The sequence below is a fragment of the Rhizobium herbae genome (genome assembly GCF_019511375.1).
In the GTDB taxonomy this organism is placed as follows: Bacteria; Pseudomonadota; Alphaproteobacteria; order Rhizobiales; family Rhizobiaceae; genus Pararhizobium; species Pararhizobium herbae_A.
The window spans coordinates 230934-250311 of the sequence record NZ_JAEUAO010000005.1; the positions used below are offsets into that span (position 1 = coordinate 230934).

The 19378-nt window shown below is 61.8% G+C and carries 17 protein-coding genes; 7 read left to right on the forward strand and 10 right to left on the reverse strand.

Going from position 1 to position 19378, the window contains the following annotated elements; genetic code table 11:
• Nucleotides 1-43: 43 nt before the first annotated feature.
• The 4 genes from JNB71_RS20115 to JNB71_RS20130 all read left to right on the forward strand — a co-directional run bounded on the left by JNB71_RS20115 (nt 44) and on the right by JNB71_RS20130 (nt 3495).
• Nucleotides 44-1210, forward strand: coding sequence for an ABC transporter permease (locus JNB71_RS20115; protein ID WP_220373563.1), 1167 nt, complete (start codon nt 44-46; stop codon nt 1208-1210).
• A complete protein-coding gene (locus JNB71_RS20120) occupies nt 1207-2145 on the forward strand; it encodes an ABC transporter ATP-binding protein (protein ID WP_220373564.1) in 939 nt (312 codons plus the stop codon). The genes JNB71_RS20115 and JNB71_RS20120 overlap by 4 nt, the downstream gene beginning before the upstream one ends.
• The gene (locus JNB71_RS20125) at nt 2142-2882 is read left to right on the forward strand and encodes an ABC transporter permease (protein WP_220373565.1); all 741 of its coding nucleotides are present in this window, start codon (nt 2142-2144) and stop codon (nt 2880-2882) included. Before JNB71_RS20120 ends, JNB71_RS20125 begins: the two co-directional genes overlap by 4 nt.
• A gap of 139 nt (nt 2883-3021) precedes the next feature.
• The gene (locus JNB71_RS20130; protein WP_220373566.1) at nt 3022-3495 is read left to right on the forward strand and encodes a VOC family protein; all 474 of its coding nucleotides are present in this window, start codon (nt 3022-3024) and stop codon (nt 3493-3495) included.
• A 320-nt stretch (nt 3496-3815) separates the two neighbouring features.
• On the opposite strand, the gene JNB71_RS20135 is transcribed toward JNB71_RS20130, so the two are convergent.
• From JNB71_RS20135 to JNB71_RS20160, 6 genes are all read right to left on the reverse strand, one after another.
• The gene (locus JNB71_RS20135; RefSeq protein WP_220373567.1) at nt 3816-5186 is read right to left on the reverse strand and encodes an alpha-glucosidase/alpha-galactosidase; all 1371 of its coding nucleotides are present in this window, start codon (nt 5184-5186) and stop codon (nt 3816-3818) included.
• 23 nt (nt 5187-5209) lie between these two features.
• The gene (locus JNB71_RS20140; RefSeq protein WP_220373568.1) at nt 5210-6880 is read right to left on the reverse strand and encodes an ABC transporter ATP-binding protein; all 1671 of its coding nucleotides are present in this window, start codon (nt 6878-6880) and stop codon (nt 5210-5212) included.
• 11 nt (nt 6881-6891) lie between these two features.
• Nucleotides 6892-8013, reverse strand: coding sequence for an ABC transporter permease (locus JNB71_RS20145; protein ID WP_220373569.1), 1122 nt, complete (start codon nt 8011-8013; stop codon nt 6892-6894).
• Nucleotides 8010-9023, reverse strand: a complete 1014-nt coding sequence (locus tag JNB71_RS20150; RefSeq protein ID WP_220373570.1) for an ABC transporter permease — start codon at nt 9021-9023, stop codon at nt 8010-8012. The genes JNB71_RS20145 and JNB71_RS20150 overlap by 4 nt, the downstream gene beginning before the upstream one ends.
• Nucleotides 9024-9098: 75 nt before the next feature.
• Nucleotides 9099-11186 (reverse strand): ABC transporter substrate-binding protein, encoded by a 2088-nt coding sequence (locus tag JNB71_RS20155; protein ID WP_220373571.1) that lies wholly within the window; start codon nt 11184-11186, stop codon nt 9099-9101.
• Nucleotides 11187-11359: 173 nt separating this feature from the next.
• On the reverse strand, nt 11360-12832 hold the full coding sequence (locus tag JNB71_RS20160) for an alpha-glucosidase/alpha-galactosidase (protein ID WP_220373572.1): 1473 nt from the start codon (nt 12830-12832) through the stop codon (nt 11360-11362).
• Nucleotides 12833-13021: 189 nt separating this feature from the next.
• Between JNB71_RS20160 and JNB71_RS20165 the strand changes: the two genes are divergently transcribed.
• Nucleotides 13022-13951 carry an AraC family transcriptional regulator gene (locus tag JNB71_RS20165; RefSeq protein WP_220373573.1) on the forward strand — a complete coding sequence of 310 codons (930 nt, stop codon included), beginning with the start codon at nt 13022-13024 and terminating at the stop codon, nt 13949-13951.
• 22 nt (nt 13952-13973) lie between these two features.
• Here JNB71_RS20165 and JNB71_RS20170 read toward each other — a convergent pair whose 3' ends face one another.
• Nucleotides 13974-14150, reverse strand: a complete 177-nt coding sequence (locus JNB71_RS20170; protein ID WP_220373574.1) for a hypothetical protein — start codon at nt 14148-14150, stop codon at nt 13974-13976.
• Between the two features lie 298 nt (nt 14151-14448).
• Between JNB71_RS20170 and JNB71_RS20175 the strand changes: the two genes are divergently transcribed.
• A complete protein-coding gene (locus JNB71_RS20175; protein WP_220373686.1) occupies nt 14449-14997 on the forward strand; it encodes a flavin reductase family protein in 549 nt (182 codons plus the stop codon).
• Between the two features lie 129 nt (nt 14998-15126).
• On the opposite strand, the gene JNB71_RS20180 is transcribed toward JNB71_RS20175, so the two are convergent.
• The 3 genes from JNB71_RS20180 to JNB71_RS20190 all read right to left on the reverse strand — a co-directional run bounded on the left by JNB71_RS20180 (nt 15127) and on the right by JNB71_RS20190 (nt 18029).
• The gene (locus JNB71_RS20180; RefSeq protein ID WP_220373575.1) at nt 15127-15687 is read right to left on the reverse strand and encodes a DJ-1/PfpI/YhbO family deglycase/protease; all 561 of its coding nucleotides are present in this window, start codon (nt 15685-15687) and stop codon (nt 15127-15129) included.
• A 125-nt stretch (nt 15688-15812) separates the two neighbouring features.
• A complete protein-coding gene (locus JNB71_RS20185) occupies nt 15813-16940 on the reverse strand; it encodes an NAD(P)/FAD-dependent oxidoreductase (RefSeq protein ID WP_220373576.1) in 1128 nt (375 codons plus the stop codon).
• 138 nt (nt 16941-17078) lie between these two features.
• Entirely contained in the window at nt 17079-18029 is a 951-nt protein-coding gene (locus tag JNB71_RS20190; protein ID WP_220373577.1) for a LysR family transcriptional regulator, read from the reverse strand.
• Between the two features lie 161 nt (nt 18030-18190).
• Between JNB71_RS20190 and JNB71_RS20195 the strand changes: the two genes are divergently transcribed.
• Nucleotides 18191-19375, forward strand: coding sequence for an acyl-CoA dehydrogenase (locus JNB71_RS20195; RefSeq protein WP_220373578.1), 1185 nt, complete (start codon nt 18191-18193; stop codon nt 19373-19375).
• The last annotated feature ends 3 nt before the right edge of the window (nt 19376-19378 follow it).

A 19378-nucleotide genomic window follows, 5' to 3' on the forward strand; every position in this document is an offset into this window, starting at 1 on the left:
TCGTGACCGGAACCGGCCTTTTCCACTCTGCAAGGATGCCGGTTTGAGCCTTCGATTGGATAAGTTGGGCGTGGTGATCGCGCTTCTGGTTGCCTATGGCACGCTCGTCGCGCCATTTGCGACCTTTCGCGCAAATCGTATCGTGCCGGGAGAGGCGAAATCGATCCTTGCGGCGCTGCCTGTGGGCGCCGGCGTTGTGCTGCTCGGCCTTATGGTTGTCGCCGCCGCGATCATCCTTCTGAAAACGCCGGCGCTGCTCAGGCTCGCTGCAGCGGCGGTTTCGCTTGGCGCGATTGCGCTTTTCATCGGCTTGACGGCTACGTATCTGACGCCGCCTGAAAACACCTATGCCCGCGTGTCGCCGGCTTCCGGGTTCTGGGTCCTTTTGTTTGCCAACGCCCTGCTCGCCGCCGATTCGATCACGCGGCTGAGGCCGAGGCCGGGCGTACGGGTCCTGCTGCTGCTCGCGACCCTCGCTGGCGCCACCGCGATCCTGGTGTCGGGGCTCTGGGACGGACTGTCGATCCTCAAGGAATATGCCGGCCGCGCCGACGTGTTCTGGCTGGAGGCGGGCAGGCACGTGGCGCTGGCGCTCGGCTCGCTGTTTGCCTCGGTCGTCGTCGGCCTGCCACTCGGCATTCTCTGCCATCGCGTCGAGCCCTTGCGCGCCGGTGTGCTCAACACGCTGAACCTCATCCAGACGATCCCGTCGATCGCGCTGTTCGGCATTCTGATCGCACCGCTCGGCTGGATTGCCGTGAATGTGCCGGGGGCGGCCGCGATCGGCATTCGCGGCATCGGTGCGGCTCCGGCTTTCGTGGCGCTATTTCTCTATTCGCTGCTGCCGGTGGTCGCCAATACCGTGGTCGGGCTTGCCGGCGTGCCGCGCGAGGCCAATGAGGCGGCACGCGGCATCGGCATGACGGACCGACAGCGACTTTTCGGCATCGAGCTGCCGCTCGCCATGCCGGTCATTCTCACCGGCATCCGCATCGTGCTCGTGCAGAATATCGGCCTTGCGACCATCGCGGCCCTGATCGGCGGCGGCGGCTTCGGCGTTTTCGTGTTCCAGGGGATCGGCCAGACGGCGATGGATCTGGTGCTTCTCGGCGCAGTGCCGACGGTGGTGCTTGCCTTTGCTGCAGCCATCGTGCTCGACGCCCTCATCGAAATGAACACTCCGTCGCAAAACCGAGGCAGGACCGCATGATCGAGATCGACGGCATCACCAAGCGCTACGATGGCACCGCGGTCGTCGACAATGTGACGATGACGATTGCGCCGCGCACGGTGACGGTCATTGTCGGCACCTCCGGTTCCGGCAAGACGACGCTGTTGCGCATGATCAACCGGCTGGTCGAGCCGAGCGCCGGCGCCATTCGGCTCGACGGTGACGACAACCGCTCGATGCCGGGCTACGAGCTGCGCCGCCGCATCGGCTATGCCATCCAGGGGCATGGGCTTTTTCCGCATCGCACCGTTGCGCAGAATATCGCCACCGTGCCGGTGCTGCTCGGCTGGGACAAGGGGCGCATAGATGCCAAGGTGAGGGAACTGCTGGCGTTGTTCCAGCTCGACCCCGCTATCTTCGCCGCGCGGTTTCCGCATGAGTTGTCCGGCGGGCAGCAGCAGCGGGTCGGCGTGGCACGGGCGCTGGCGGCGGAGCCGAAGGTTCTCCTGATGGACGAGCCGTTCGGCGCGCTCGACCCGATCATCAGGGCCAAGGCGCAGGCCGATCTTCTCGACATCCAGAGGCTCCTGAAAACGACGATCGTGCTGGTGACGCACGATATGGACGAGGCGTTTCATCTCGCCGACAAGATCGCCGTCATGGACAAGGGCGAACTCGTCCAATACGGCACGCCCGCCGAGCTGGTGACGAACCCGGCGACGGAGTTCGTCCAGACGCTGATCGGCGCCAGCGAGCGGCCTTTCCGGCTTTTGTCGATCGAGACGGCGGGGCAGGCGGTGGAGCCTGGCACAGCCGATGGACAGCCCGTTGACGCGGCAACCAGCCAGCGCGACGTGCTTTCCGAACTGCTGTGGACCGGCCGCGATGCGTTGCCGGTGGCGGCCGCTGACGGCACGCTTATCGGGAAAGTGACCTTGGAAGGGCTCGCCCGGCGCGCAGCAAGGCCGCAATGAGGGCCTGGCTTCCCTCTCTCCTGCGTGCCGCTCTGCTGGCAATCCTGCTTGCATTCCTTGTCTCGCCCGGCTGGTTCGAACCGCTCCTGAAGCCGCTGGTGCAGGACAATGCGCCGGCGATCTACAATCAGGGCAGCCTGCTGACCCTGACGCTTCTGCACCTGCGCACCGTGGCAATCGCCACAATCGCCGCCATCATCGTCGCCGTGACGCTCGCCATTCTCGTCACGCGGCCCTTCGGGGCGGAATTCCTGCCTTTGTCGCGCAGCCTGGTGAATGTCGGCCAGACATTTCCGCCGGTAGCGGTTCTGGCGCTGGCGGTGCCGGCCCTCGGTTTCGGCGAGAAGCCGACGCTGGTGGCGCTGTTTCTCTACGGCCTTCTGCCGATCTTCGAGAATACGCTGACGGGTCTGACGACCCTGCCGCCCTCGGTGATGGAGGCGGCGCGCGGCGCCGGCATGACGGATCGCCAGCGCCTCTTCAGGGTGGAACTACCGCTGGCGATGCCGGTGATCCTCGCAGGCGTTCGCCTGTCGGTGGTGATCAGCCTGGCCACCGCGACGATCGGCTCGACGGTCGCGGCCAAGACGCTCGGCGAAGTTATCATCGCCGGGCTGCAATCCAACAATATCGCTTTCGTGCTACAGGGCGGGCTGATCGTCGGGGCGCTGGCCGTGCTGATCTATGACGGGCTGTCGGCGATTGAGGCCGTCCTGGCGCGACGGGCGGGCCTGTAGATCACGCCCTTTGGTCGTCGACCATTTAGAGGGGTTTGGCTATTGCCGACGTAAAATGGCTTACAGGGGCTGGAGAAATTCGGTTTGCCTCTTAGTTTCAGCGAGAGACGGGAAACCAAGAGCGAAAGGACCCCACGCAATGGCAAAGAACACCATCTGCCTATGGTATGACAAGGACGCTGAAGCTGCCGCCCGATTCTACGCCGAAACCTTCCCCGACAGCGCAGTGGGTACTGTCATTCGCGCGCCTGGAGACTATCCAAGCGGCAAGCAGGGAGACGCCTTGGTTGTTGAATTCACCGTCGCCGGTATTCCTTGTATCGGTTTGAACGGCGGTTCCGCGTTCAAACACAACGAAGCCTTTTCATTTCAGATCGCAACTGACGATCAGGAAGAAACCGACCGTTACTGGAACGCCATCGTCGGCAATGGAGGCCAGGAAAGTGAGTGCGGCTGGTGCAAAGACAAATGGGGTGTGTCCTGGCAGATCACGCCACGCGTACTGACCGAAGCGCTTGCGGTCGGCGGTGATCAAGCGAAGCGTGCTTTTGATGCGATGATGACGATGAGGAAGATCGACGTTGGGGCGATCGAAGCTGCGCGGCGTGGTTGAGACGCCCATCGCGCCGGAGCGTCCGCTTCTGGCCGCGCAAGGCGGGCATCTGCACCGCCTTCAGGTCGGCTGGTGACCCACATGAAATCTCGCACGTCGAGGCCGCCGTCAGGTTCGATCAGCGAGCGGAAGAGCGCCGGATTTCGTGCCGGTCAGCGTCCGGACAATTGTCGCGCTGGCGTTTCGACGGCGGAACTGGCGGGCATCTCTGTCTTCTGGGTAAGCGGCGGTGCCTCATTCATTTCGATCACACTCGGCATGAAAGGAAAACCCCGGAATTGTTGTTCCGGGGTTTCCTCGTCGCGCAACCGGGAGAAGAGTTACGCGGCTTGGACCTTTTTGGAGACCCGGGCCCATTCCGGGATCCACTGGCCGTGTGCGGCCAAAAGATCATCGGTCAGCGACCAGATCTGGTCGAGATCGAGCTCGGCGGCCGTATGCGGGTCCATCATCGCGGCATGATAGAGGTGCTCGCGGTTCTCTGTCATCAGGGCGGCGACCGTCAGTTCCTGCACGTTGATGTTGGTGCGGATCAGCGCCGTCAACTGAGGCGGCAGGTCGCCGATGAAAGTCGGCTGGATGCCGTTTTCATCGACGAGGCAGGGGACTTCGGCGGCGCAATTGTCCGGCAGCGACGTGATGCAGCCATTGTTGCGCAGGTTGCCGTAGATCACCGACGGCTCGCCGGTCCAGACGGAGTTCATGATCGAGGAGGCGTATTCCTTCGACTGAGCGACCTCGATCTTGTCGGCCGTGCGGTAAGCGGCTGCCTCGCCCTTCCATCTCTCGACCTGCTCGATGCAGCGCTTGGGATATTCGTCGAGCGGAATGCCGAATTTCTCGATCAGGTCCTCGCGGCCTTCCTTGATGAAATAAGGTGTGTATTCGGCGAAGTGCTCAGAGCTCTCGGTGACGAAATAGCCGAGCCGGGTCAGCATCTCGTAGCGCACCTTGTTGGGGCAGCGCGGGTTCCAGGTCGGCTTCGGCGCCCGGCCTTCGCGGTAGCCGCGCACGAGATCCGGATAGAGGTTGCGGTAGGAGCCGTCCGGTTGGCGATGCTCGAACTTCAGGAAGAAAGCCATGTGGTTGATGCCGGCCGAGCGGTAGCGGATTTCCTCATAGGGGATGTCGAGGTCGTGGGCGAGTTCCATCGCCGTGCCCTGCACCGAGTGGCAGAGGCCGACCTGCTTGATCTTCGGGTATTTCTCGGCGATCGCCCAGGTGTTGATCGCCATCGGGTTGACGTATTGCAAGAGGATCGCCTCGGGGCAGACCTGCATCATGTCTTCGCAGATCTTCCAGAGATGCGGCACGGTTCTGAGCCCACGCATGATGCCGCCGACGCCGAGCGTGTCGGCGATCGTCTGGCGCAGCCCGTATTTCTTCGGCACCTCGAAATCGGTGACGGTGCAGGGCTCGTAACCGCCGATCTGGAAGGCGACGACGACGAAATCGGCACCCTCGAGAGCTTTGCGCTGGTTGGAATGCAACTCGATGGTTGCCTTTGCACCGAGCGTCGAGATCAGTTTCCTGACGACGATCTCGCTTTCTTCAAGCCGCTGCGGGTTGATGTCCATCAGCGCGATCTTCGCGCCTGATAGCGCCGGACGCTGCAGCACGTCGCCGATGATGTTCTTCATGAAGACCGTCGAGCCGGCGCCGATGAAGGTGATTTTGGGTTGTCTCGCCATGGAATAAGCCTCTTGTCTAGCGATTATGCGGCCACCTCGAAGGCGGCTCTGACGAGCCGTTCGGTGTAGGCGGTCTTGGGATGGGATAGAACGTCTTCGACCGGGCCTTCTTCAACGATCTTGCCGTGCTGCATGACCACCACACGGTGGCAAAGCGCGCGCACGACCTTCAGATCGTGGGAGATGAAGAGATAGCTCAGTCCCTTCTCGTCCTGCAGCTTGCGCAGCAGTTCGATGATCTGCGCTTGCACCGAAAGATCAAGCGCCGAGGTCGGCTCGTCGAGCAGGATGAATTCGGGTTCGAGCGCGATCGCGCGGGCGATCGCGATGCGCTGGCGCTGGCCGCCGGAGAATTCATGCGGGAAGCGTGACAGGATGTTGTTCGGCAGGCCGGCGTTGTTCAGCGCTTCCTTCACCCGCTCCAGCCGCTCGCTGCGGGTTGCGCCGAGCCTGTTGACGATCAGGCCTTCCTCGATGATCTGGCCGACCGACATGCGCGGATTGAGCGACGAGAACGGGTCCTGGAAAACGATCTGCATGCGCGAGCGCAGCGGCCGCATCTCGTCGCGGGTCTTGTCCTGGATCGGTTGGCCGTCGAACAGGATCTCGCCGCCTTCCGCCTTCAGAAGCTTGACCAGCGCCTGGCCGAACGTCGTTTTTCCCGAGCCGGATTCCCCGACGAGGCCAAGTGTCTCGTGGCGGTGAAGCTTGATGCTGAGGCTGTCCACCGCAACGAGCTCCTTCAACTGCGGCCTGAAGAAGCCGCCGGCCTTCAGCATGAACGAAACGCGGACACTTCGCCCTTCGAGAATGGCGGCGGAATCGACCGGCAGCGGGTTGGCATTGCCCTTTGGTTCGGAATTGAGCAGGTGGCGGGTATAGGGATGCTGCGGGTTCTGGAACAGGGACGTTGTGGTGTTGTGTTCCTTCACCTCGCCGTTCTGCATGACATAGACATAGTCCGAGAACTGGCGCACCACGGTCAGGTCGTGGGTGATCAGGATCACCGCCATGCCGAGTTTTTTCTGCAGGTCGCGGATGAGGTTGAGGATCTGCGCCTGAACGGTAACGTCGAGCGCCGTCGTCGGCTCGTCGGCGATCAGCACGTCCGGATTGTTGGCGAGCGCCATGGCGATCATGATGCGCTGGCGCTGGCCACCGGAGAGCTGGTGCGGATACTGGTTGAGGCGGGATTCCGGATCGGGAATCTGCACCTGGCGCAACAGCTCCAGCGTCCGCTCTCTGGCCTGGCTGCGGCTCACCTTCTGGTGCACCCGGATCGCCTCGATGATCTGGGCGCCGATGGTATAGACCGGGTTCAGCGAGCTCATCGGCTCCTGGAAGATCATCGAGATGCGGTCGCCGCGCAGCGCCCGGCGCTGGCGATCGGAGAATTTCAGGACGTTCTTGCCGTCATAGGCGATGCTGGAGCGATCCGAGACGGTGGCGCGCTTGGTCAACAGGCCCATGACGGTGCGCGCCGTCACCGATTTTCCCGAACCGGATTCGCCGACGACGGCAATCGTCTCGCCCCGGTAGAGCTGGAATGAGACGTCCTTGACGGCATCGACCGTGCCATGCTCGACCTTGAATTTCACGCCCACATGGCGGGCGTCGATGATGGGGGTGCCGACTGCAGCGGCATAATCGTGCCGTTGTTCGGGCGCCAAAGTGCTGATGTCCACGAGTGCCATGGGTCGTCTCCTCAGTATGGATCGACGGCGTCGCGCAGGCCATCGCCCAGCGCATTGAACGCAAAGACGGTGACGAGCACGAAGGCCACGGGGGAAAGGATCCAGGGATAGGATCCGATGACGGAATAGGTCGAGGTGTCCTGCAGCATCAGCCCCCAGGAGATCAGCGGCGGCTTTACCGCAAAGCCGAGGAAGCCGAGGAAGGATTCAAGCAGCACCACGCTCGGGATCGCCAACGTGACGGAGACGATCACATGGCTCATGACGTTGGGGAAGATATGCTGGAAGATGATGCGCCGGTCTGTGGCGCCGATCGCCATGGCCGCGCGGACATAGTCGATCCGAGCAAGCGCCAGCGTCTTGCCGCGCACTTCGCGTGACATCTGCGCCCAGCCGAGTGCCGACATCACGACGATGACGAAGGCGAGGAAGACGTTTGTCGGCGCCGTTACCGGGATCAACGAGGTTAGCGCTAGGTAGAGCGGCAATTGCGGAAAGGCGAGCACGAGTTCGACGAAGCGCTGCATCCAGTTATCGAAACGGCCCCCGAAATAGCCCGACACCATGCCGATGGTGGTGCCGACGACCGTGACGATGAAGACCACCGTCAATGCGATCATGAGAGAGACGCGCGAGCCGTAGAAGATGCGTGACAGCACATCGCGGCCGAACTTGTCGGTGCCGAGGAAATTGACCGGCGTGCCATCGACGGCGCCGAAGAAGTGCCGGTCGGTGGGGATCAGACCGAGGAGCCGGTAGCTGAAACCCTTGACGAAAAAGCCGAGGTCTTTCGGATTGGTATAGTCCGGGCCGACGATCGGCTGGAAGGTGATCGGGTCAAGCTCTGTGCCCTCGCCGACCTGATAGGTGCGCGGCCAGACGAGGTTGCCCTCCTGATCGGTGATGCTGATCGTCTGCGGCGGCGCAAAGCCAACGCCTGTCAGCTTCGGATCGACAGGTGAAAAGAACTCGGCAAAGATCGTCATGATCATCAACAGGCACACGAAGATCAGCCCGATCATGCCGGTCCAGGACCGCTTCAGACGGCGCCAGACGAGGGCGCGATACGTTTCGTTGCCGTGATGCGGTGCCGGCACCGGCACTGTGACGGTTGTTTGAACGTCGGCTTTCATGCGTGTGCCCCTCCACCAAGGCGGACCCGAGGATCGAGCATGGCCAAAAGCATGTCGGCGATGATGTTGCCGACGATGAGTGTTGCCGACAGGACCAGCATGAACGTGGCCGTGACATAGACGTCGCCCACCCACATCGAGCCGACGATGGCCGGGCCGACAGTCGGCAGCGCGAAGATGATTGCCGTCTCGATCTCGCCGGTCAGCATGTAAGGCAGCACGACGCCCTGGTACATGACCAGCGGATGCAGCGCGTTCGGGACGGCGTGGCGCAGGATGACGGCGCGTTCGGAGAGGCCCTTTGCGCGCGCGGTTTCGACATATTGGGCGTTCAGCGTATCGAGCAGATTGCCGCGCATCACCCGCATATTGTAGGCGAGGCCGCCGAAGGTGGCGATGGCGATCACCGGCCAGACGTGCTTCACCAGATCGACGAACTTGTCCCAGGACCAGGGCGCGCCGCCGTAGCGGGCCGAGTGGAAACTGTTGATCTCGGTGACGTTGAAATGAAACACCATGATGTAGACGATGATCAGCGCCATCAGGAAGCGCGGCACCGTCATGCCGAGGAACGAAATGCCGGATAGCAGGCTATCGACCCAGGAATATTGCCGGGTGGCGGCGAGAATACCGAAGGTGATGCCGATCACCGAGGCGAGGATATGGCAGACAAGAGCCAGCGCCAGTGTGCGGGGCAGGCGTTCGCCCACAACCTCGGCCACCGGCTTGTTGTAGAACAGGCTATGGCCGAAATCGCCGCGCGTGACGATGCCCGTGACCCAGTTGACGTATTGCACGGGTAGCGGCTTATCAAGGCCGTTGGCGATCCTGTAGGCCTGAGCCTGGGCGTCGGCTTCCTCGAAGGAGGCGCCACCCTGGTTGATCATTTGCGAGCGGATATAGTCGCTGTAGTCGCCCGGCGGCGCCTGGATGATCGCGAAGGTCACGACGCTCAGCACGAAGAGCACCGGGATTGCGGATGCGATGCGCACAAGCAGAAATCGGAACATGGCTGTTGGGTTCTCTTGTGTGTTCGTGGGGCTGCTCCGGCCGAGATCGGCGGCCGGAGCGTGTTTTGGGACAGATCAGTTGATCGGGCCGCTTTCGCCCGGCTTGCCCGGAAGCTGCTCAGGGAACAGTTCGTAGTCTCCCTGCTTGTCGGCGGCGACGAAGACCCGTTCGCGGATGATCGTATCCTCCGCCCAGTTGAACATGAAGATCGGGGCGCCGACGGGAATGTTGGAGAAGCGCTTGTTGATGATCAGCGCACCCGGGTATTCCGTGAGGCCGACCGAATCGACATTCTCAGTTGCGACCTTCTGGTACTGTTTCATCAGTTCGGTACGCTCGGTGTTGTCGTTCGAGGCGATGAACTTGTTGACGATGTCTACGAGTTCCTTCTCATAGGGCAGGAGGTCGACCGTGCCGTCCGTGCCGGCGCGATGATGCCAGCTGGTGCGCGGTCCCGTCGGAGCGAGCTGGGTGGTGTTCTGCACCACCGATGTCAGCTCCGGATCGTTGCGGCGGATCGTCCAGTCGAACTGGCCGGCATAATGGGCATTGTCCTTCTTGGTGCCGTCGAGCGCATTGAGCGTGACTTTCAAGCCGAGTTGCTCCATCTGGCCGATGACGCCCTCCGCAAGATTGCGGTCGGTGCCGTAGTCGCCATTGCTCAAGAGCACGATCTGAACATCCTGACCGCCTTCCGTTCCGGCCGGGAAGTTCACGAAACCGTTGCCGTCCGAGTCCCTCAGTCCGACCTTTTCGAGAAGCGCCTTTGCGCCTTCGAGATCAAAGGGATAGTAAACCGTCGACTGACGGTCGTAGAAACTCGTGCCTGACGACAGGCCGCCGGGATAGATCGCCGTGAACGGACCCTTGACCAGCGATTCCCCGATCTTCTTGCGGTCGAGCGCCATGGTGACCGCCTTGCGGAAGTCCTCGTTGCGGTTCAACTCCCGTACGGCCTTGCCGCGCGAGTCGGGCTCGCCCCAACCGTTGGCGGAGAGATTCATCCGCAGATTGTAGCCGATCAGGCGGGCGCCGAAGGCAAGGCGTGCCGGTGCGGCGTCGGACGCGGCGCGCTTGAGCGATTCAACGAAGTTTTCCGGCTGCTCGAGGTTGGAGAAGTCACCGGAACCGGCAATCGCCTGCACGTCGCGGTCGGCCCAGGTCGACAGCTTATAGTGCATCTCATTGAGGTAGGGCAGCTGATGGCCCTGCTCGTCGACCTTCCAGTAATAGGGGTTGCGGCGCAGCACGATGATGTCGTCGGGCCGATAGGAGACCGGGACCCAGGCGCCCATGACGGGAATGTTCATGTACTCGGCCGGAAATCCGTTCTTGTACTGGTCGTAAGTCACATCCTTGTTATACTTGGGATGCTTGGTCTTCAGGATATGCGCCGGACCGGGGCAGAACGTGCCGTAGGCCATGGCATAGAGATATTGGCGCGGGAAGGCTTCCTTGAACGTCCATTCGACGGTGTTGGCGTCAATGGCTTTCAGCGTCGTGCCTTCGCCGAAGGTTTCAGGCGTCGCTCCATTGAGCGGCGATACGTTGGGATCGACGACATTGTCCTCCCAGTAGAACATCACGTCGTCGGAGGAAAAGGGGACGCCATCGGACCATTTCGCGCCTTCGATCAGGTGCATGGTCAGCTTGTGGCCATCTTCCGACCAATCCCAGCTCTTGGCCAGGTTGGGCAGCGGCTCGACGTCGCTCGCCTCGACTTGATAAAGCGGCGCAGTTCGGGTCAGGCATTCGGATAAGCCGATATCGATGCCGCCCCAGCCTTGAGTCTGGCCGGCCGAATAGTTCCAGCCTTCCGGGCGGCCGCCGATGACGTGGCGCATCGTGTCGCCATAGACGCCAATGCCGTCGGGCATGTTGCCGGTCTTGAAGACCATCGGCTCCTTCGGCAGGCGTTCGGCCACCGGCGGCAGCTTGCCGGTCTTGACGAATTTCTCGGTCACCCAGTCGGGCTCGTGGTATTCCGGCAGCGCCTTGAATTCGACGATCGAATCGCGCGGCACATAGGTGATCTTGCCCTGCGCCGGGAATGGCGGCTGCTCGGGCACGACGGTCGGCTCGGAAGCCCAGGCCGTTACGGCAAATGCCGACACGCCCAAGAGAAGGGCGGTGGTCGTCTTCAGATGGCGAAAGCGTTTCATTGTCGTTGTTTCTCCCTCATGCTTCGGCCTGCCCGGTATGGGCGGCTCTCCTCCTACCAGCACGGCCGGACGGCATCATGCCGCCTGCCGGAAGAGAGCGGGCAACGGATTGCCCACTCCCAGACCTGCCTCCTCCTCAGGAAAACGGGCCTCGCATCTTTCGCTGAAGCCGTTCAGCTTGCCGCTTTCAGCTTGGTTGCTTCCTTTTCGGCGCGCAGTTCCTCGACCGAACGGACTTCGCGACGGGCGACACCGTTCCACTCGCGGGTCTTGATGGTTGCCTTGCTCAGGCGCTCCTTGGCGGCCGGAACGGCATGGGCATATTGCGGCAGCCACTCAGCCTGGGCGACGACCATTTCGTCGACCATCTGCCAGACTTCCTCCGGGGTGCAGATCGCGCCGACCAGCGGATCGTGAAGCACCGCCAGTTTCAGAAGATCGATATCGCCTGACACGGCGGCATGGACAGACATGCGCTGGACGTTGATGGATGAAATGCAGGTGGCGGCGCAGGCTTCCGGAAGCGTAATGCCGGCGACCATGTTGATGCCGAAGCGATCGACGAAGCCAGGGGATTCGATGACCGCGTCCGATGGCAGGTTGGTGATGACGCCATTGTTCCTGACGTTGAAGTGGCCGCGATAGACGCGCCCGGTTTCCAGCGCCTCGAGGATGTGGCTGGCATGTTCGTTGGAGCGGCGGGCCGGATCGATCGGCTTTTCGGCATCCTTGAGGAACTGCGGAAATTCGGTTTCGAACCAGTTGCGGGTCTCGGTCGAATAGCGCAGGTAGCCGCCGGTTTCGCCATGGATCCAGTCGGACATGTCGATCCAGCGGGTAATTTCCTCCGGCCGTTTGCGGTACCAGGGCAGGTATTCCGACAGGTGGCCGTTGCTTTCGGTGGAATAGACGCCGAAACGCTTCAGAACGTCGATCCTGAGCTTTTCCTGCTGCGAGAAGACCGGATGCGCCTCGAAAGCGGCGACGAGCTCATCCTTGCCTATTCTGCGGCCCTTGAGACGCACATCGACGAACCAAGTCTGGTGGTTGATGCCTGAGCAGATGTAGTCGAGTTCGCCATCCTTGGCGCCGAGGATCTCGGCGATCTGTTCGCCGCCGTGCTGGACGCCATGGCAAAGACCGATCGTATCGACCTTGCCATATTCCAGCGCCGCCCAGGTGTTCATCGCCATCGGGTTTGCGTAGTTGAGGAACTTCGCGCCGGGTTCGGCGAGTTCGCGGATATCCTTGCAGAAATCGAGGATCACCGGGATGTTGCGCTGACCATAGAGAATGCCGCCGGCGCAGATCGTATCACCGACGCACTGGTCGACGCCGTATTTCAACGGGATGCGGATATCGTCCGCGTAGGCGGCGAGGCCACCGACGCGCACGCAGGAAATGATATAGCGCGCACCGGCGATTGCCTCGCGACGGTCGGTCGAAGCGGTCACCTTGGCCGGCAGGTTGTTGGATTCAACGATCTTGTCGAGGATCGACTTGATCATGCTTAGATTGTGCTCGCTGATGTCCGTAAGCGCGACCTCGACATCGCGGAATTCCGGAACGCAGAGAATGTCGGTGAAGAGTTTCTTGGTGAAGCCGACACTGCCGGCGCCAATAATGGCAATCTTGAAGCTGCTCATGCTGTCCTCGTCGCTGGTCATTCGGCTGGGAAACGGACAGGGTAAAATCAATGCGCGGGGGGATGAGGCGCTCTGGCGCTCTTATCTCCCAGTCCTCCCTGTCGATGCCGCTCCAACCCGGTCATCTTGCTTTGTTGAGGTGCATTATGCGTATAATGTCCGGTGTCGCCAGAGAGGTATTGTGCTTTCATGGGTAATTCTGTGCTGAAACAGTTGATCGAGAATGGCCCCGTCATGCGGACGGTTTCGCTGCCCCGCGGCCGCCACAGCCTGCACACCATGCCGACCAGCACGGGCTACGAGATCCGCACCGATCCGAGCTATGACTGGGATGGCCGAAAACGTGGCCAGACGCCGTTCACCGTGCTGCAGCACACGATCGCGGGCGCGGGCAATCTTCGCTACGAGAGCCGCAACTACCGGGTTCGCGAGGGTGAGACATTGCTCGTGCTCGTGCCGCACAACCACCGCTACTGGCTCGAACAGAACGGTCGCTGGGAATTCTTCTGGATATCGATGAACGGCGAGGAGGCGCTGCGCATCCACAAGGCCATCCTGTCGATAACCGGGCCGATCCTCACGCTGAAGCCGGAGACGATCGAGCACCTGGCAGATTGCAGCCTGCGGCTCATCTCGGGCGGTGCCGACGCCCCGGGCAGTGCCTCGGCCATAGCCTACGAGGCGGCGATGGCGCTTTATGACGACGTCTTCGGCGCACATCCGGTGTTCAGCCAGGAATACCGCACGATGCAGCACGTCATCGATCACATCATGGCCAATCTCGAGCATCCGCTTCCGGTCGAGAAACTGGCGGATGTTTCCGGCCTCAGTCGCGCGCACTTCTCCCGGGTCTTTGCCGCCAGCGAGGGTATGCCGCCGGCCGAATTCGTGCTGCGCAAGCGGCTGCAGCGGGCGACCAAGCTTCTGACGAAGGCGGCGGACCTGTCGGTCAAGGAAGTGGCGATCATGTCCGGCTTCGAGGATCCGAATTACTTCGCCAAGGTGTTCAGGCGCTACTTCGGCGCGAGCCCGACGGAGTTCCGCACCACCGGCATGTATTCCAGCGTTGCCACCAACGCCCGCAGTGGGTCTGCCTCATCGGCAGCGCAGCCGCAATGAGGTCGGGAAATGAACGGGAAGGTCAGTAGAAAAGGTGCCAGGGCGTGAGAAAGGCGCGGCTCAGTTCCTGATCGCGTTGCTGCTCGATGTCGATGGCTTCCTCCCGGTCCTTGCGCGCCGATATGTCGACGCGAACTGTCTTTTCCGGCTTGGCGGGCGGCGTCAGGTAACCGAGTGTCATTCCACCGTGATAAAACATTCGTTCTCCGCTGTTCCCTTGGATTTGTTAACGGCTGTTAACACAATCCTGCCACAATTGAGGAGGCTGTCAATAGTCTACGAAAATCGTGCCTTATTGCCGGAGGCTGCATTTCGGCAGCACATCACTGTCGCAAAATCCGGCCTCTGCGGGAAAATAATTTAATCTATAAACTTTATGAAGATTGAAAAATCGATCCGGGGCCGCGGGCATGCGCGGGCGTTCTTTGCTTGAGAAAACCGGGCCTTCCGTGCGTAAATCCCGCACCATGGACGAAACGGCAAAAGAGTGGACGCGCATGACCCTTGCCTTGCGAAATACGATCGACCCGGTCGTCACCACACGGGAAAAGCCCTTCGAGCATGTGGCTGATCAGGACGCCCTGAAAGCAGCCATGCGGCGGATGTCGGGCGGCGTATCCGTCATCACCGCCGGGGTCGGTGACGAGCGCACGGGCGCGACCGTAACGTCGGCGACTGCCCTTTCGGTCGATCCGCCGACGATGATCGTCAATATCAACCGCAGCTCTTCCAGCTGGCCGGTGATCAGCCGCTATGGCCATTTCTGCGTCAACATCCTGTCTGCCGACCAGCAGGCGGTTGCCGACCGCTTCGCCGGCAAGGGCGGAGTGAAGGGCGCCGAGCGGTATGATGGGGCCGAATGGTTCACGCTTGCCAGCGGCGCCTCCGTGCTGCGTGGCGCGCTGGCTGGCATCGACTGCGAGGTCGACGAGGTGATCGAGCGGCATAGCCATGCCATTATTCTCGGCCGTGTCGTCTCGATCGTTGCCGGCGACGGTCAGTCGCTCGTCTACAGCAATGGCCGTTACGGCCGGTTTTCTTTCTGAACAGAAGGAAACCCTGCCTATAATTGCGTGAATCGCCCTCCGGCGGTTTCAAAACACTAAGGCGTCCTTTGCTCGTCATGTCTGGCGCGCCGCGGTGTAGCGGCATTGCCTTGTTCTCGTCGGACATGCTCAGGCGGCGCGCGTTTCGTGGCGGCCTTCTTCGATTTCCTCGATGATCTTGTTGACGAAGGGCTGAAGATCGCCCGGGTTGCGGGAGGTAATGATGCCCTTGTCGGTGACGACGGGCTCATCCGACCAGTGTGCTCCCGCGTTTTTCATGTCTGTCTTGATGGAAGCATAGGAAGTTGCGTCAAGGTCGCGCACGGCATCCGCCTCGATCAGCAGCCACGGCGCATGGCAGATGGCCGCCACGACCTTGCCGGATCTCACGAATTCGCGCACGACGCGCATGGCTTCCTCGTCAAGGCGCAAGATGTCCGGATTGATCTGACCACCGGGCAGGACAAGTGCATCGAAATCATCGATGTTCACGTCCTTGGCCAGCAGATCGACATCCACGGTGTCGCCCCAATTCTTGTTGTCCCAGCTCTTGATCGGCTCCTTCTTGACGGATGCGACCTTCACCTGTGCGCCACGCTTTTTCAGTTCGTCCAGCGGCACGCGCAGTTCCGAACGCTCGTAGCCATGAGTCGCGAGAATGAGGATTTTCGATTTGTCGATGAAAGGCATTTCGCCGGCTCCTTCTGACATCATAAGGGAGGATTCGCGCTTACAACGGACGCGTCCGGCAATCGTTCCAGGGTTTGTGAATTTGCCAGTCGAGGGAAAGGGCGGGCAGGGGAAGAGCTGTCAGATCAGCTCCGGAATCTCGCCGGGTTGAAATGTTGCGGGTCGAGTGCCTGCACCTTGAAGCCTTCCGGTTGCGCGCCGCCGGTGAGGAGGCTTGCCGCCAAGGCGCCAAGGGCCGGTGAGGTCAGGATGCCATAGCCGCCCTGGCCGGCCAGCCAGAAGAAATCCGGGCGGTCGGCAGCGGGACCGACAACCGGCAGTCTATCGGGTGAAAAGCTGCGCATGCCGGCCCAGCTCCTGGCCACGCGGCGGACCGGAATGATGGTCGCTTCCTCGACGTAATGCGCGGCCCAGGCGATGTCGATTTCCTCCGGCTGCACGTCGCCCGGTTCACAAGGGGTTGCGTCGGCCGGCGAAGCCAAAAGCCGGCCGGCGTCGGGCTTCATGTAGAAATCCTCGTCGATCTCGTTGATCGCCGGCAGGCACGACGTGTCGATCCCTTCGGGCAGGTCGACGGTGATGGCCGTGCGGCGGTGCGGGACGATACCCAGCCCCTTCACGCCGAAGATCTCCGCCATGGGATCGGCCCAGCCGCCCGCCGCGTCGACGGCGATCCTTGCCCGCACGGTGTCCGACGAGGTCTCGATCACCCAGGCGCTCCCGTCATGGCGCGCGGAAACGACATCGTGGCGCTCGCGGATTTCCGCACCAGAGCGCCGCGCGCCTTTGACATAACCTTGCAGCAGGCTTTCGACCTCGATGTCCCAGAAGTTCGGATCGTAGAAGGCGGCGGCCGCATAACCGGGCTTCAGGATCGGAGCCCGCTGCAGCAATTCCTCCTCTTCAAGCGGTTCGAGTTCCGGCGTGAAGGCAAGGCTTGCGCGAAAAACCTCTGCCAGCCGCGCGGCTTTTTGCGCATTGGCGAACATCACGCCACCGCGCTGCTTCAGGAGCGAGATGTCGCAGAAGCCATCCGGCGGATTGTCGAAGAAGTCCTTGGCGATCGCCGCCAGCGCACAGACTTCATCGGCGTTGTAGCGCAGCACGAATTCCGCAGCGGAGCGGCCGGTGCTGTGATAGCCGAGCGCCGTTTCGCGTTCCAGAACGACGACCGAACGGTGCGGGCTGAGGAAATAGGCGAGCGACAAGCCGGCAATGCCGCCGCCGATGATCGCCACGTCGAAAGTCTGCATGGGTGTGCTCCGCCCCTTGGTCGGCGCAGCTCTCCGGAAGCGTTCTCTGCCGGCTGTTATCTTGCGCTCTTGGTGCGAAGACCTTACGGGCGTCTTTACCGGCGTTCAAATTTATAGTCATAAAGGTGGCTATAAAACTCATTGATGCTGTGCGCTGTGATCCAGCGGCTCGACATCCTCGACATATTTGAGAAAGGCCGCCTCGGCCGGGTTGAGAATGGTATTGGGGTTCGAAATGCGGAAAACATCCGTCGTCGGCAACCGGTCGTAGGGCGGCAACTGCCAGAGTTCGCCGGCCGCCAGTCCCGCCGCTGCCAAGTGGTTCGGCAGCATGCCGATGCCAATATTGGCGACGATCAAGCGCACGACCTCCTCGACATTGCTGGAGACGGCGCGAACCTGCTGGCCGAAGGAGCCGATGGCGCGCACCGCCGTCACCGCGTTCATATGCTGTCCGCCGAGAATATCTGCGGTGAAGGCGACATAGGGATCACCGCGCAGGCATTGAAGCGTCGCGCCCTTGACGCCGAACAGCCTGTGGCCGCGTCCGCAATAGAGGGCATATTGCTCGCGGATGTGGAGAGCCTTGGCGAGACCGTCGGGAATATTGCCGTCGCAGAGGCCCATGGTCGCGATGTTGCGCTCCACCGAGCTGATGACGCTGACGGTGGTCTCGATCGTAATGCTGATCGTCACCTTCGGATGCAGCCGAAAGAAACCTTCGAGTTGCCGGTCCCAGGCGGGGTTGTGAGCATGGCTGACCGAATGGATGCTGACATGGCCCGTCACGTCCTCGCCTGCGGTTTCCAGGGTGTTGGGCAGCCGGACAACGGCGGCGAAGATATCGCGACATTGGCGATGCAGCCTTTCGCCGGCTTCGGTGAGGTCGAAACGCCCGGGGCGACGGTCGATCAGCTTCTGGCCGACGGTCTGTTCCAGTCGTTTCAGCGCCATGCTGACGGCAGGCTGTTGCAGGAGCAGCCGGTTGGCCGCTGCCGTGATGCTGCCTTCCTCGACCAGCACGACGAAGGTTCGCAGGAGGTTCCAGTCGAGGTTGTGGGCGAAGCGTTCCAGGCGATTGTCAGGCATGGCTTGTCCAGCACGGTGTTTCATCGACGACAGCCCCGAAATCCGGGATCGCAGGGCCGGCGGCATTCCGGCAGCGCATGAGGCAGTGCGCCATTTTCGTTTGTATCGTTCCGTCTGGCTTGCCATAACCGTTGCAAGAAGGAAAGCGAAGGGAGGACGGCATGGCCAGACAGGAATTCCAATGGGACGATCCCTTTCTGCTGGAGGAGCAGCTTTCCGAAGACGAGCGGATGATCCGCGATACGGCGCGCGCGTATGCCCAGGAAAAGCTGCAGCCGCGCGTGATCGAGGCCTATCGCAATGAGGCGACCGATCCTTCGATCTTCCGCGAGATGGGCGAACTCGGCCTGCTCGGCGTCACCGTGCCGGATATCTATGGCGGCGTCGGTGCCTCCTATGTCGCCTATGGCCTGGTTGCCCGCGAAGTCGAACGGGTTGATTCCGGTTATCGCTCGATGATGAGCGTGCAGTCCTCCCTGGTGATCTATCCGATCCACGCCTATGGCTCCGAGGCACAGCGCCAAAAATATCTGCCGAAGCTGATCAGCGGCGAATGGATCGGTTGCTTCGGCCTGACCGAGCCGGATGCCGGTTCCGATCCGGGCGGCATGAAGACGCGGGCGGTGAAGACCGAGGGCGGTTACCGGCTCATTGGCTCGAAGATGTGGATCTCCAACGCACCGATCGCCGACGTCTTCGTCGTCTGGGCGAAATCCGAGGCGCATGGCAATGCCATCCGTGGCTTCGTGCTGGAAAAGGGCACGAAGGGACTGAGCGCGCCGAAGATTGGCGGCAAGCTGTCGCTGCGTGCCTCGATCACCGGCGAGATCGTGCTCGACAATGTCGAGGTCGGCGAAGACGCGCTGCTGCCGGAGGTCGAGGGGCTGAAAGGGCCGTTCGGCTGCCTCAATCGCGCCCGCTACGGCATTTCCTGGGGCGTGCTCGGCTCGGCGGAATTCTGCTGGCATGCGGCGCGGCAATATGGCCTCGACCGCAAGCAGTTCGGCCGGCCGCTGGCGCAGACGCAGCTTTTCCAGAAGAAGCTTGCCGACATGCAGACGGAAATTGCCCTTGGCCTTCAGGCCTCGCTCAGGGTTGGCCAATTGATGGATGCCGGCCGCATGGCGCCGGAAATGATCTCGATCGTCAAGCGCAACAACTGCGGCAAGGCCCTGGACATTGCCCGCGCGGCCCGCGACATGCATGGCGGCAATGGCATTTCCGAGGACTACCAGGTGATGCGTCACATGATAAACCTCGAAACGGTCAACACCTATGAAGGCACCCACGACGTGCACGCCCTGATCCTCGGCCGCGCCCAGACCGGGCTGCAGGCCTTCTTCTGAGTG